This window comes from Mucilaginibacter paludis DSM 18603 (genome assembly GCF_000166195.2).
Lineage (GTDB): Bacteria > Bacteroidota > Bacteroidia > Sphingobacteriales > Sphingobacteriaceae > Mucilaginibacter > Mucilaginibacter paludis.
Genome location: NZ_CM001403.1, coordinates 6105885 through 6119817, shown reverse-complemented (window position 1 = coordinate 6119817; position 13933 = coordinate 6105885). Strand labels below are relative to the sequence as shown.

The 13933-nt window shown below is 43.0% G+C and carries 12 protein-coding genes; 7 read left to right on the top strand and 5 right to left on the bottom strand.

The window, feature by feature from the left end:
• Positions 1 to 4 precede the first annotated feature (4 nt).
• On the top strand, positions 5 to 1741 hold the full coding sequence (locus tag MUCPA_RS25655) for an ABC transporter ATP-binding protein (RefSeq protein ID WP_008510344.1): 1737 nt from the start codon (positions 5 to 7) through the stop codon (positions 1739 to 1741).
• A gap of 42 nt (positions 1742 to 1783) precedes the next feature.
• Here MUCPA_RS25655 and MUCPA_RS25650 read toward each other — a convergent pair whose 3' ends face one another.
• The 4 genes from MUCPA_RS25650 to MUCPA_RS25635 form a co-directional block, all read right to left on the bottom strand.
• Positions 1784 to 2509: an ABC transporter ATP-binding protein gene (locus tag MUCPA_RS25650; protein WP_008510343.1), complete on the bottom strand. Its 726-nt coding sequence runs from the start codon at positions 2507 to 2509 to the stop codon at positions 1784 to 1786.
• A gap of 642 nt (positions 2510 to 3151) precedes the next feature.
• Entirely contained in the window at positions 3152 to 3439 is a 288-nt protein-coding gene (gene gatC, locus MUCPA_RS25645; protein WP_008510342.1) for an Asp-tRNA(Asn)/Glu-tRNA(Gln) amidotransferase subunit GatC, read from the bottom strand.
• A complete protein-coding gene (locus MUCPA_RS25640) occupies positions 3436 to 4167 on the bottom strand; it encodes a lysophospholipid acyltransferase family protein (RefSeq protein WP_008510341.1) in 732 nt (243 codons plus the stop codon). Before MUCPA_RS25640 ends, gatC begins: the two co-directional genes overlap by 4 nt.
• 39 nt (positions 4168 to 4206) lie before the next feature.
• Complete coding sequence (locus MUCPA_RS25635) at positions 4207 to 4938, bottom strand: lysophospholipid acyltransferase family protein (protein ID WP_008510340.1); 732 nt, start codon at positions 4936 to 4938, stop codon at positions 4207 to 4209.
• 44 nt (positions 4939 to 4982) lie between these two features.
• Between MUCPA_RS25635 and trpS the strand changes: the two genes are divergently transcribed.
• The 6 genes from trpS to MUCPA_RS25605 all read left to right on the top strand — a co-directional run bounded on the left by trpS (position 4983) and on the right by MUCPA_RS25605 (position 12728).
• The gene (gene trpS / locus MUCPA_RS25630) at positions 4983 to 5978 is read left to right on the top strand and encodes a tryptophan--tRNA ligase (protein WP_008510339.1); all 996 of its coding nucleotides are present in this window, start codon (positions 4983 to 4985) and stop codon (positions 5976 to 5978) included.
• A 224-nt stretch (positions 5979 to 6202) separates the two neighbouring features.
• On the top strand, positions 6203 to 6817 hold the full coding sequence (locus MUCPA_RS25625) for a deoxynucleoside kinase (protein WP_008510338.1): 615 nt from the start codon (positions 6203 to 6205) through the stop codon (positions 6815 to 6817).
• Between the two features lie 849 nt (positions 6818 to 7666).
• The gene (gene kdsB / locus MUCPA_RS25620) at positions 7667 to 8410 is read left to right on the top strand and encodes a 3-deoxy-manno-octulosonate cytidylyltransferase (RefSeq protein WP_008510337.1); all 744 of its coding nucleotides are present in this window, start codon (positions 7667 to 7669) and stop codon (positions 8408 to 8410) included.
• A gap of 323 nt (positions 8411 to 8733) precedes the next feature.
• The gene (locus MUCPA_RS25615; RefSeq protein WP_008510336.1) at positions 8734 to 10344 is read left to right on the top strand and encodes a CTP synthase; all 1611 of its coding nucleotides are present in this window, start codon (positions 8734 to 8736) and stop codon (positions 10342 to 10344) included.
• Between the two features lie 24 nt (positions 10345 to 10368).
• Positions 10369 to 12198 carry a membrane protein insertase YidC gene (gene yidC / locus MUCPA_RS25610; RefSeq protein ID WP_008510335.1) on the top strand — a complete coding sequence of 610 codons (1830 nt, stop codon included), beginning with the start codon at positions 10369 to 10371 and terminating at the stop codon, positions 12196 to 12198.
• A gap of 164 nt (positions 12199 to 12362) precedes the next feature.
• Positions 12363 to 12728: a hypothetical protein gene (locus tag MUCPA_RS25605; RefSeq protein ID WP_008510334.1), complete on the top strand. Its 366-nt coding sequence runs from the start codon at positions 12363 to 12365 to the stop codon at positions 12726 to 12728.
• A gap of 59 nt (positions 12729 to 12787) precedes the next feature.
• On the opposite strand, the gene MUCPA_RS25600 is transcribed toward MUCPA_RS25605, so the two are convergent.
• Positions 12788 to 13873, bottom strand: a complete 1086-nt coding sequence (locus tag MUCPA_RS25600; protein ID WP_008510333.1) for a DNA topoisomerase IB — start codon at positions 13871 to 13873, stop codon at positions 12788 to 12790.
• Positions 13874 to 13933: the final 60 nt, after the last annotated feature.

The window sequence follows — 13933 nt, the reverse complement described above, 5'->3', positions numbered from 1 at the left end:
GCCTATGCTTGTTGTTAACAACCTTAATATTCAATTTAAAACCCCGAACGGCTTGTTTAAAGCCGTTAAGAACATTTCATTTAAAATTGACAAAGGTGAGGTTATAGGCATTGTTGGCGAATCCGGATCGGGCAAATCGGTTACCTCCCTGGCTATTATGCGGCTGTTGGATAAGTCGGTAAGTATGATACAGGGTGAAATATTACTGGACGATGTGAACTTGCTTGATTTATCGGAAAAGCAGATGCGCGCCATCAGGGGAAACCGTATCGGCATGATATTCCAGGAGCCGATGACATCACTTAACCCCGTACTTACCTGTGGATCGCAGGTGGCAGAGGCCATCCGGCTGCACAAGCGCGTGAATAACAAGCAAGCCAAACAGCGCACTATCGATTTGTTTAACGAGGTGCAGCTCCCACGGCCCGAAGCTATATTTGATTCGTATCCGCACGAAATATCGGGCGGGCAAAAACAAAGGGTAATGATAGCCATGGCCCTATCCTGCGACCCCGAGATCCTGGTGGCCGACGAGCCTACAACGGCTCTGGATGTAACTGTACAAAAAACCATTATTGAGCTATTGCTGCGCTTAAAAGCCGAGCGTAACATGAGCCTCATTTTCATTTCGCACGATTTGGGCGTGATCAGCGAGATAGCCGACCAGGTGATGGTAATGTACAAAGGCAGCATTGTGGAGCAAGCTTCTATAAAGGATATATTCAGCAATCCGCAGCATCCTTACACAAAAGGTTTGCTGGCATGCAGGCCATCTACCGCGCATCATTTAAAAATGTTACCTACCGTATCCGACTTTCTGAAGTTTGACGAAAATGGCAGCATCATCAATACCGGGCTAAGTATACAGGCCCTGCAACAGCGCAACGCCTACAACATTAACGAGCTGGCCCAACGCAAAAAGAATATTTACGCGCAAGATCCTTTTTTACGGGTACAAAACCTATGCAAATGGTATCCTAAAAGCGGAGGCTTTTTTCAAAAAACGAAACAGTATGTAAAGGCGGTTGACGATGTAAGCTTCGAAGTATACCGGGGCGAAACGCTGGGTTTGGTGGGCGAGTCGGGATGTGGTAAAAGCACCCTCGGCCGAAGTATTTTACGCTTAATTGAGCCTACATCCGGACAGGTTTTTTTAGACAATACCGACCTGCAAAGTTTAAGCACCGAGCAGATGCGCGAAATGCGCCGCGATATCCAGATCATCTTCCAGGATCCCTATTCATCGCTCAACCCACGCCTGACAGTCGGCGAATCTATTATGGAGCCACTACGCGTACATTCGCTCTATCAAAACAATGCCGGGCGTAAAGAGAAAGTGATGGCACTTTTAAAAAGGGTAAATTTAGCTCCCGAACATTTTAACCGCTACCCGCACGAATTTTCGGGTGGGCAAAGGCAGCGCATCGTGATAGCGAGGGCACTGGCACTGCAACCTAAATTTATTATTTGCGACGAGTCGGTTTCGGCGCTGGATGTTTCCGTGCAGGCACAGGTATTGAATTTATTGCGCGAGTTGCAGGAAGAATTTAGCCTGACCTATATCTTCATCTCGCATGACCTATCGGTAGTAAAACACATTGCCGACCGGATTATGGTGATGAACAAAGGTATTATTGAAGAAGTAGGCGACGCCGAAGAAGTTTATTATCATCCCCGTAAGGAGTACACCAAAAAACTAATTTCGTCTATCCCCGGCGCGGGCACGTTTACCGTGAAATAAAGGATGCTTTATTGTTAAGTTGCCGCACGCATTTCAACATGATTACAAACTCTCTGTAGCAGTTTTTCCAACCGTATGAATATCCGGGTTTTGATAATCCTTTTCAACCAAACCATCGCGCATACGCACAATACGATGAGCGTGTAAGGCAATATCTTCCTCGTGTGTAACCAGGATAATGGTATTTCCTTTGGCGTGGATATCTTCCATCAGCCCCATAATTTCAACCGAGGTTTTAGTATCCAGGTTGCCGGTAGGCTCATCTGCCAAAATAATAGACGGATTGTTAATTAAAGCCCGTGCAACGGCTACCCGTTGCCTTTGTCCGCCCGAAAGTTCGTTGGGTTTATGGTCCATACGATTCCCCAAGCCCACATTCTCAAGCGCTTGCTGGGCGCGTTTTTCGCGATTTTGTTTATTTACGCCTGCGTAAATTAAGGGCAGCCCAACATTATCTAAAGCTGTGTTACGTGGCAAAAGGTTAAAGGTTTGAAAAACAAAGCCAATTTCCTTATTCCGAACTTCGGCCAGCTCATTATCGCTCATGCGGCTTACATCGGTGCCATTTAAAGTGTATTCGCCTTTGGTTGGCGTATCCAGGCATCCCAAAATATTCATTAAAGTTGATTTGCCCGAACCCGAAGGGCCCATTAACGCCACAAATTCGCCCTTATTAATAGTTAACGAAACCGACTTGAGTGCGTGGATCACCTCGGTACCGATAACATATTTACGGCCAATATCTTTAAGAGTAATTAATGGTTGCATCCGGTTTTTTGTTGGTTTGACTACGGTAGGCAGGTAAATGTTACAAGGGATGGAAGATTTATATACAGTTTGTTAACTTATCGCGCGGCTGCCCTGTGTTCAAGCATACCCGGCACTTGCAAAAGTTCTCTCCCTCCCGGTCGAGATGACAAAATTTTAGATGAGGTAGACCAATGCTCATCCCCCAAACCTTATCGACACAAATGCAATCCTATTGCAGAAACCCCTTCCTCCACCTTCCCCGAGGGATGGAATCGCACGGGCCGCCGCTTTAAATACAGAAATATGGTTTACAAAACGCGTCGCAGGTGTTTTAACCAGCTTTGACAACTTTTTAAAAGTTGTCAAAGCTCTTGCCGCCGTAGTACTTCGCTATAAACACGACAGCAAACCACCTCCATTGCCCCAAAGCCTTATCGACACAAGTGTGATCTGCGAGTGATAGTATGCGGCAAACCTATTGCAGAAACCCCTTCCTCCACCTTCCCCGAGGGAAGGAATCGAACGGGCCGCCGCTTTAAATACAGGAATGTGGTTTACAATGTACCGCAGGCGCTTTATAGCAAAATTACTTTTTGTGGCCCACAAAAACCCAAACAACCATGCAAATCAAAAACTCCCCCTTCAGGGGGCTGGGGGGCCCTATCCTATTACCTTGGCAACCCTAAAGTAATCGGCATCGTGCGAAGGGGCATTTTCCAATGCTTCTTCGTGGCTTATTTCCTGCTTTACAACATCTTCGCGCACGCTGTTTACAATCTCTGTCATGTAAACCAATGGCTCCACGCCCGATGTATCTACCTCGTTCAGTTTAGCCATAAAATCCAATATCTTGCCCATATCGGTAGCCATTTCCTGCCTTTCGGTTTCGTTAATCTCCAGGCGCGCCAGGTGGGCTATTTTATCAACGGTATCGTTATCTATTTTCATTGCGTGTTGTATTTTTGTTGAATGATGTGGTAAACTTCCTGCTTCAGCCGGTCAGCATCATCGATAGCTAAATGAGCTGTTTCAATGGGCTTGTGGATATAAATATCGGCAATACCGGGCCTGCTGCCCAACTTATCGCCACTATCCCAAAGCAGCTTCCACGTATTAAGCGAAGTTATTGGAATTATCGGAATTTTCAATTCAATAGCTAAACGAAATGGGCCATCTTTAAATTCGTGCAGTATAGGTGGGTAATCGTCTCCTATTTTACCTTCCGGGAAGATGATCAGGCTACGGCCTTGCTTCAAATTTTCGGCCATTTGTTTATAAGCCCGGTACGACGACATTTTGCTATCGCGATTGACCGGTATATCCACCGTTCGTAAAAACAAACCCGTAAAAGGATTATTCAGCAGATCTTCTTTACTGATAAAATGATAGTCGCACTTTACAGCCATGCAGATGGATAAAATATCGAGGTTGGAAGTGTGGTTAGGGCAAATAATATAAGTGCGCGACCAATCGATGGCCTGCTCTTCCTTCACCCTGAAAAAGATCCCCGAAAGGGTCGAACTTAAATAGCAGCACAGCCGTCTTAATTTGTTAAGTGTTGCATATCGTTCCGGCTTGCGCGAATAAAAATACAGCAAAGGATAAACGAGCGACAGCGACAGCACCGCTGTAAAACGATAGTAATATAAATGAACCTTTCGCAGTAGTAATATCATAGCCCTTATCAAAAGTATAATTTTACCAGGGTTATGCGCTCAGCTTTTTCCACTGATAAACTTTTGATTGATGATATTAAATACTTCATCCTTTAAAGCATCGGCATCATCCAGCGTTAAATGCGTAGTCTCGATAGGCTTATGCACATACACATCGCTGATGCCCGGCCTGCCGCCCAGCTCCAAACCGGTATCCCAAATAATTTTCCAATTGTTAACGCAGGTGATGGGTATGATAGGTATTTTTAATTCGATAGCCAGGCGGAAGGGGCCGTTTTTAAACTCATTTAACCGGGGAGGGTAATCATCAGGTATTTTACCTTCGGGGAAGATCACCAGTGTACGCCCCTGCTTTAAATTTTCGGCTCCCTTTTTAAAAGCTTTGAACGATGATATTTTGCTATCCCGGTTAACGGGAATATCCACACTTCTGAAAAATATACTTAGGGCCCAGTTTTTTAAAAATTCTTCTTTACCGATAAAATGGAAATTATTTTTAAGTGCGCTGTTTACCGCCGTAATATCCAGGCTGGAGGTGTGGTTGGGGCAAACAATATAAGTGCGCGACCAATCAATAGGTTGCTCATATTTCACTCGGTAAAATATACCGGCAATAGTTGAACTGCAAAAGCTGCAATAGCGCCTTAACTGGTTCATTACGGCGTATCGCTCGGGTTTGCGGGAGTAATAATAAAGGAACGGATAAAATAGAGCAACGAAAAAGCCTACACTATAACGGTAAAAACGGGCGTGGATTTTTTTCAATATCATTTTCATCGTCCTCAAAAATAGAAAAAATACTTACTTTCGCCCAAATGGAAACTGTTGTTAGCGGTATTCGTTCTACCGGAAAATTACATTTGGGAAATTACTACGGAGCTATTCAAAACTTCGTAAAAATGCAGCATCAATTTAACTGCTATTTTTTTATTGCCGACCTGCATTCGTTAACCACGCACCCCACACCTGCCGATCTGCATGGCCATGTGAAGCATGTGCTGGTAGAGTACCTGGCGGCCGGTATCGATCCGGAGAAGGCCACGATCTACGTCCAGTCGGACGTGCCCGAAATAGCCGAGCTGTATTTATATATGAATATGAACGCCTACATGGGCGAACTGGAGCGAAGCACCTCATTTAAGGATAAAGTACGGGCCAACCCTGATAATGTAAATGCAGGCTTGCTAACCTACCCGGTTTTAATGGCGGCAGATATATTGATCCACAAAGCTACCAAGGTACCTGTAGGTAAAGACCAGGAGCAACACCTGGAAATGGCCCGCACCTTTGGCAATCGCTTTAACCGTTTGTACAATAACGAGTATTTCCCCGAGCCTTACGCCTTTAATTTCAGCGAGAATTTAATCAAGATACCTGGATTGGATGGTAAAGGAAAAATGGGAAAATCGGAAGGTGAATCCAACGCGGTTTATCTGTCTGATTCGCCGGAAGTGATCCGCAAAAAAGTAATGCGTGCCGTTACCGATGCCGGTCCAACTGCCGAGAACCAGGAAAAACCATCGGAAATACAAAACCTGTTTGATTTGATGAAGGTGGTATCAACGCCCGACACTGTTGAGCATTTTGACAACTTGTACAATAAATGCCAGATCCGTTACGGCGATTTAAAAAAGCAATTGGCCGAAGATATGATTGTAGCTACCGCGCCCATCCGCGAACGGATTGACGCCATTGCCAACGATGCGCCATACCTGCGCCAGGTTGCCCGCTACGGTGCCGCCAAAGCCCGCGAAAGCGCGCAGAAAACCATCCGCGAGGTAAGGGAAATTATTGGCTTTAAGGTATTTTAGGTTATAGTTTATTGGTTAATAAGTTATTGGGTTACTGAGTTATTATACTATTTTAGTGATCTGGCGAAAGGGCCTAAACTGTTGTAGCGCTAAAACATCGATGCTCCGGCAATTTAAAGCAGCCATAACATAAGTAAAACTAAAAGAGAAGATACTCCGTAAAAAGCAATAACATTTAAAATCTCACTAATTAAATAACTATCAACTCATAACCGGAATCATCAATGCACATTGCCATCGTTGGAAATATTGGAGCGGGTAAAACAACGCTTACAGAACTATTAGCTAAAAATTATGGATGGGATCCGCTTTATGAAGCGGTTGATAATAACCCCTACCTGGAAGATTTTTACAGCGACATGAAACGATGGAGCTTTAACCTGCAGATCTATTTTCTGAACAGTCGTTTCCAGCAGATTATAGAGATACAAAAAGGGCAACGGCAAATTATACAGGACAGGACCATTTACGAGGATGCCTTTATTTTTGCCGAAAACCTGCACGATATGGGCCTGATGACCACGCGCGACTTTGAAAACTACCGCTCCATTTTTGATAACATTACCGAGTTTATCAAACCACCGGACCTGCTCATCTACCTCAAAGCATCGGTGCCTACGCTGGTAAGCAACATACAGCGCCGTGGCCGCGAATATGAAAGCGGCATCAGGCTGGATTACCTTTCTAAACTGAACGACAAATACCAGAAATGGATAGATAGCTATAAATTAGGTAAACTGCTGATATTAGATAAGGACAACCTCGATTTTACAAATAATCCGGAAGATTTAGGTACCATTATCCAATTGATTGAAAGAGAAATACACGGCTTATTTTGATTAGTTGACGAATTACGATTTGTGTTTATAAGTAACCGGTCCAGCCAACCGGAGAAAAGGTATGATGTTTGAAAAGTATTTTAAATTATGCTATTGAGGGATTTAAGACCGTCGGTTTGCTAAGGATGAAAAGAGAAAAGAATGCCGCTTGTGGAGGCCCCCGCACCGTGCTTCGACAGGCTCAGCATGAAACCTTTTTTTTGTGCGCAAAAACTATCATACTGAGTAACCGATCCGGTCAACCGAAACAAAAACAGGGATGACATTTGAAACACTTAGGTTTTTGTGCAGAGGTAGAAGCGGGCAAAGGCCAGACTGCACGCCGGGCCAGGTGTTGGCCTTGCGGGCGGAAGGATCGGGCAGTCTTGACTTTTTGGTTACTTTTGTGTCAAGACAAAAGTAACAGCCCTTCACGCGGCGATTGAGCGTGCCGATGCTTTAAATTATGAACACTGATTGTCGAAGAAAAAATATACGCACTGATAATCAAAAACTTAAGCAGACGTCATTATAAGGAGAACGACGAATCAATCTTTATAATATACAGGGAGAACCTTCAGAGCCGCCCTGCCTATGTAGAGATTGCTTCGTACCTCGCAATGACGATTCGATATTGATAATCAATAACTTAAGAAGATTCATTATAAGCCCGTCGAAGGACGTGCGGCAACGAAGCAATCGCACAGAGGCATGCACGCTCTGTATAGTTCGCGATCGCAATGACACTTGTTTTTGTATTGGCTATTCATAACGTAACACGACCTCATTATAAGTAAATAATACAAAAAGTCTGAATTTAAGATAGTCAAAACCTATTGGTAACCAGTAAACCATAATTCGCAATTGTAAATGAAAATCCTCGGTATAATTCCTGCCCGTTACGCTTCTACCCGTTTCCCGGGCAAACCACTTGTTGATATCGGTGGTAAAACCATGATACAGCGTGTTTACGAGCAGGCAAAAAAATGCGCTACCCTAAGCGAAGTTATTGTTGCTACTGATGATGAGCGGATTTTTAGTCACGTTCAGAAATTTGGAGGTGTAGCCGTAATGACATCCGATACCCACCAAAGCGGTACCGACAGATGTGCCGAAGTAGCGAAGCAACATCCCGAATACGAAGTGATCATCAATATACAAGGCGACGAGCCTTTTATTGACCCGCAACAGATTGATAAAGTAGCCGGATGTTTTACTGAAACAGGAACGCAATTAGCCACCCTGGTAAAAAAAGTGCTAACTACCGAAGAGCTTTACAACTTTAGTTCGCCTAAGGTGATTTTAAATAAACAGTGGGAAGCCATCTATTTTTCCCGATCACCCCTGCCGCATGTTCGTGGTCGCGAGCCACAACAATGGCTATACTATTATACCTATTACAAGCATATTGGTATTTACGGCTACAAAAGCGACATTTTGCAGCAGGTTACCTTATTGCCTGTATCTTCGCTTGAAAAAGCCGAAAGTCTGGAGCAACTCCGCTGGATAGAAAATGGATACCGTATTAAAGTTGCCGAAACCGATTTAGAAACTTATGCCATTGATACGCCGGAAGATTTGGAAAAGATATTAAAGGAAATCAAATTGCCCTAACTTTTTGCTATGTCTAAATCAGGAATTTGTGATTGAAAATCCATCCCCTTAATTAAAATATGATTAGTCGGCATCATCATGCTGTGCATAGTAGTGCAACAGCAGCGCGATGCAAGTACAATAAATTAATGTTTTTGTTTGGCCAAACGGTCTAAGGTTGTATTTATTTGACCTGATAAATCCCAAATAGCTAATTATCAGGCTAATCTATACCTTGTCATTTTCTCCACAAATCGGTCAAAATCCAAATAAATTCTTACCTTTGCATCCCGTACACAAACATTTAGTTCCGATAATATCCGGGATTAAAATCCAAAAAACATATGACTAAATATATTTTTGTTACGGGCGGCGTTACCTCGTCGTTAGGAAAAGGTATTATTTCTGCATCATTAGCTAAGCTACTGCAGGCCCGTGGCTACCGGGTAACCATCCAAAAATTCGACCCTTACATCAACATTGATCCCGGAACATTAAACCCTTACGAGCATGGTGAATGCTACGTTACCGAAGATGGCGCCGAAACCGATCTTGACCTTGGCCATTACGAACGTTTTTTAAATACGCCTACCTCCAAGGCTAACAACATCACCACCGGCCGTATTTATCAAAATGTAATTAACCGCGAGCGCGAGGGTGCCTTTTTAGGAAAAACCGTGCAGGTAGTGCCGCATATCACTGACGAAATTAAACGCAACATCCGCATTTTAGGCGAAACCGGCGATTACGACATCGTAATTACCGAAATTGGCGGTACCGTGGGTGATATCGAATCGTTGCCATTTATTGAAGCTGTACGCCAGTTCAGGTGGGAAAAAGGCCAGCACGATTCATTAGTGATCCACTTAACCCTGGTTCCGTTTTTAGCGGCAGCAGGCGAGCTTAAAACCAAGCCAACCCAACACTCCGTTAAAATGTTGTTAGAATACGGCATTCAGCCGGATATATTGGTATGCCGTACCGAGCATCACATCAATATGGATATCCGCAAAAAGTTGGCCTTGTTCTGTAATGTTAATATCAACGCGGTTATTGAATCCATTGATGCTTCAACCATATATGATGTGCCTTTGCTGATGCTTAAAGAGCAATTAGATAAAACCGTATTAAGCAAACTGAAACTGCCAAGCAAACAAGATCCGGACTTGGAACGCTGGAAAATATTTTTAGGAAAATTAAAAAACCCAACTGCCGAAATCCGCATCGGCCTGGTAGGTAAATATGTTGAACTGCCCGATGCTTATAAATCCATCACCGAATCATTTATACACGCAGGTGCCCAAAATGAGTGCAAGGTACGTGTTGAATGCATCCACTCCGAACAACTGACACCCGAAAACGCGGTAGAAAAACTAAAGGGCCTGCATGGCGTATTAGTTGCCCCGGGTTTTGGCCAACGTGGTATTGAAGGCAAAATTGAGGCTATACGCTACGTTCGCGAAAATAACATTCCGTTTTTTGGTATCTGCCTGGGCATGCAATGCGCCGTAGTTGAATTTGGCCGCAATGTTTTAGGTTTAAAAGATGCGCACAGTGTGGAAATGAACCCTGAAACACCCTACCCGGTGATTAACATGATGGAAGACCAGAAAAAAATCACTGCCAAAGGTGGTACCATGCGCTTAGGCGCTTATGCCTGCGACCTGAGGAAAAACAGCAAGGCCGCGGCAATTTACGGTAAGCAACACATCTCCGAAAGGCACCGCCACCGTTACGAATTTAACAACGATTATCTTAAACAATACGAAAATGCAGGCCTGATACCATCCGGTATAAATCCTGAAAATAACCTGGTTGAGATTGTAGAACTAAAAAATCATCCGTTTTTTGTAGGCGCACAATTTCATCCCGAATTAAAATCAACCGTTGCTAATCCTCACCCACTTTTTGTTAACTTTGTCGCCGCTGCGCTGGCCTTTGCCCGCAAAAACTAAGCAGCTTGTTACGTACTTATTATAATGGATAAAAATACCTACACAGGATTATTCCTGATCATGCTGATCCTTTTTGGCTCTTTTTATTTAATGAGGCCATCCGAAGCCGATATTAAAAAAGAAAAAGCCAGAATTCACCAGGACTCTTTAAACAAAGCAGGCATTAAAACTACGCCTGTAGTTGCTAAAACAGACTCTGCAAAAAAGCCGCAGGTTATTGATTCTGCCGTGCTTAAAAGCGCATTTGGAGCGGCCACCGTTGGCACCGAGCAGTTAATTACTTTAGAGAATAACGATTTACGCGTTAAAGTTTCTACACAGGGTGCGCGTGTTCAGTCGGTTGAATTAAAAAACTTTAAAACCTTTGATAAAAAACCCCTGATATTATTTGATGGTGCCAACAATCATTTCGGCTTAAATTTTATTGCCGGCAATAAAAAGATCAATACCAACGATCTGTATTTTAAACCGTCGGCTACAGGCTTAAACGTTACAGGCCACGATTCATATTCAATTACCTTCCGCTTAAACTACAGTGCAACGCAGTATATTGACTATGTATACACTTTAAGTGCCAAAGGCTATCGCCTTGGTTTAACCTTAAAGCTAAACGGCCTTGATAATGTTATTGCAGACAGCAAAATTGTAGATATCAACTGGCAATCGAGCATGCTCAAAACCGAAAAGGACATGACCATGGAGCGCCAATACTCAACTGTATACTTTAAAAATACGGATGACGATGTTGACGAACTGAGTGTAACCAAAGATGACGCTAAAGATATTTCGGATAAAAAGATCCAATGGGTATCATTCAAACAGCACTTTTTCTCAAATGTGCTGATCTATAAAGATGGCTTTACCAAATCAAGTTTACATGTAAGCCTGGATACCGCCAACAAAACAGAGGTTAAACAAATGCAGGCCAGTTTGCAAATCCCGGCCAATAACGCAGGTGTTTATCCGTTGGATTTTTATTACGGCCCTAACGAGTTTAAGGTACTTAAGGCACAAGGCTATAACCTGGATAAACAGATCGACCTGGGTTGGGGGCCGCTTAAATACATTAACAAATACGCCGTATTAGTAGTGTTTGACTTTTTAAAGCAATTTGGCTGGAACTATGGTATCGTTATCTTATTGCTTACCGTATTACTGAAACTGGTGTTATCGCCACTGACCTATAAATCATACCTTTCAATGGCTAAAATGCGGGTATTGAAGCCCGAGATGGACGAGATTAAAGCCAAAGTTGGTGAAGATAACCCAACGCTTTTACAGCAGGAATACATGAAGCTTTATAAAAAAGCAGGTGTAAACCCTTTAGGTGGTTGTTTGCCTATGGTGCTTCAGCTGCCAATCGTGTTCGCATTCCTTCGCTTTTTCCCTGCTTTGTTTGAACTGCGTGGCGAAAGCTTTTTATGGATGAAGGATTTATCAACTTATGATGACCTGATCAAATTTGGCACAACCATCCCCCTATTAGGCGACCACTTAAGCTTAATGTGTTTGTTGATGACCATTTCAACCTTCATCTACACTTACTTTAACAACCAGATATCGGGAGCTACCGGCCAAATGAAATACATCGGTTACATCACCCCTGTTATTTTTATTGTGGTGCTTAACAAATATCCATCCGGCTTAAACTATTATTACTTTTTGGCCAACATGTTAACTTTTGCACAGCAATATTTAATCAGGCTGATGGTGGATGATAAAAAGATCCATGCCCAGATCCAGGAAAACAAAAAGAAACCTGAGGATAAAACAGCTAAAAAGAAATCAGGCTTTGCCGCTAAAATGGAAGAATATATGCGCCAGCAACAGCAATTGCCTAAAAAGACTAAGTAGAACATATATCTGACTAAGGTATTTAAAGAACCGCATCATCAACATGGTGCGGTTCTTTGATTTTTAAGGGTAAGTGCTTTACTAAATTTTCCGATGCCAAAATAACTTTGCTTTGTTGTTATTTGATATTAAAGTATTTAACTTTAAATTAAAACCAAATAACTATGAAAAAGACAGCCATTTTTACATTCCTTATTTTATCGGCTTTCGCGTTGGCCTTTAAAGCCGATCATGCCAAACGCCATTACTTCAAGTTACACTTGAAAAACTCTCCCAATGAAACAATCACCGGATACACAAGCACCATAAGCGGCGCTAACGATGTGGAGGTAGTATTTGACCGTACAGGGCCGGATGCCGGTATATACGCCGTATCAGTTGATTTTTTTGTAACATTTGACGGACAGGCTACCTACCATAGCTACACACTTGATTTAGGTAATCAAACACATGTTGTTGGCCATATACAAGGCCCCGGGGTAGTAGGCGATGCCATGATGAGCGATAATATTACAGCCAATTATTATTAAATAATCAAATAGCCGGAACTCTCATCCGTAGATTTTCCGGCTATTTAATTTAATCTGTTCTACACAGCCTTTGCCATTCCTTCGCTTTCTAATAACTGCAATAATATTTTTTCGGCCAGGTTTAACTCTGCTGCATTAGTATCGTCGTTTTCGTCCAGTTCTTTAGTATACTTAAAAAGCGTCCCATCTTCGTAGCTTTTAATCACCACCGGGTGTACATAATATTTTTTACACACCGTTCGGGTATTGCCCAGGTTTACCGCCACTTCGTCCAACACACTCACTATCTTCTTTTTACATTCGGTTTCGGTTTCAAAACCTCCAGCAGTTTTAAAGGCAAATAAGGCACTCACACTGCCAGCCCAGGTCCTGAAATCTTTGGCTGTAAAATCTTCTCCCGTTGCTTGCTTCAGGTAATTATTAACGTCTCCAGATCCTATAGTGCAGCGCTTACCTTCGTGATCGTAATACTGAAACAATTCTTTCCCGGGGATATCCCTGCATTGCTTTACCAATCGGGCCAGTCGCTTACTATGCAGGGCAATCTTTTGGTATACGCCTTTCTTACCGCGAAACTCAAAGCTCATATCCGAACCATCGATTTTTACGTGCCTGTTTTGCAGCGTAGTTAACCCAAAGGAACCATATAATTTTTGATACGAATCATTACCTACCCTGATGCTGGTCAGTTCCATTAATTTAACCACCAGGCCGAGTAATTTTTCATAACCCAAATCATGACGGGCCAAATCTTTGGCTACCTGCTGCCGTATAGCTGGCAGATGACTGGCAAACAACTGCATGCGGTGAAATTTAGAATGATTACGGATCTTATTCCATTCGGCATGATAGCGGTACTGCTTTCTACCGGCTGCATCAACTCCGGTGAATTGTAAATGCCCGTTGTCGTACGGTGAGATCCAAACATGGGTATAGGCAGGTGGTATCACCAGGCTTTTGAACCGCTGCACTAACTCCTTATCTTTAACAGGCTTGCCATCGGCATCGTAAAATGCAAAGCCATTTTTGGTTGCTTTACGGGTATAACCCGGGGTAGAGTCGCTTACATAGCGCAACCCTACGGCCTTTGCAGTTACCTTCGGGTCGCGGCCTATCTTCTCTAATTTTTTTAATAGTCGGTTCATTACAACAATAACAAGCCGCCATAATTTAAGTTTTAAGATAATTATTTAATATAAAAGCAT